This window comes from Acidovorax sp. Q11, from assembly GCF_054950075.1.
In genome coordinates this window covers 1-242 of record NZ_JBUDZG010000138.1, presented here as the reverse complement: position 1 = coordinate 242, position 242 = coordinate 1, and the positions used below count along the sequence as shown (strand labels likewise).

Below are 242 nucleotides of genomic sequence, written 5' to 3'. Positions count from 1 at the left end.
GGCGCAGCCGCAATTCTCAGCCGCAGCGCTTGAGCAACTGATCCCCGGGCCGGTGACGCCAGCCGAGCTTGAGGGCATCTTCCAGCAGTTCAAGAAGGCCGTATTGGAGCGCGCACTGGGCGCCGAGATGAGTCACCACCTGGGCTACGCGTCCGGCCAGGCCAAGCCCGAAGGGGCTGCGGCCAATCACCGCAACGGCAAGAGCGCCAAGACCGTGCTGACCGACGTCGGCGCCTTGCGCA

The 242-nt window shown here is 67.4% G+C and carries 1 protein-coding gene; it reads left to right on the top strand.

The window, feature by feature from the left end; translation table 11 throughout:
- The coding region (locus ACYZGB_RS23010; protein ID WP_462391304.1) for a transposase at nt 1-242 on the top strand (242 nt) is incomplete at both ends.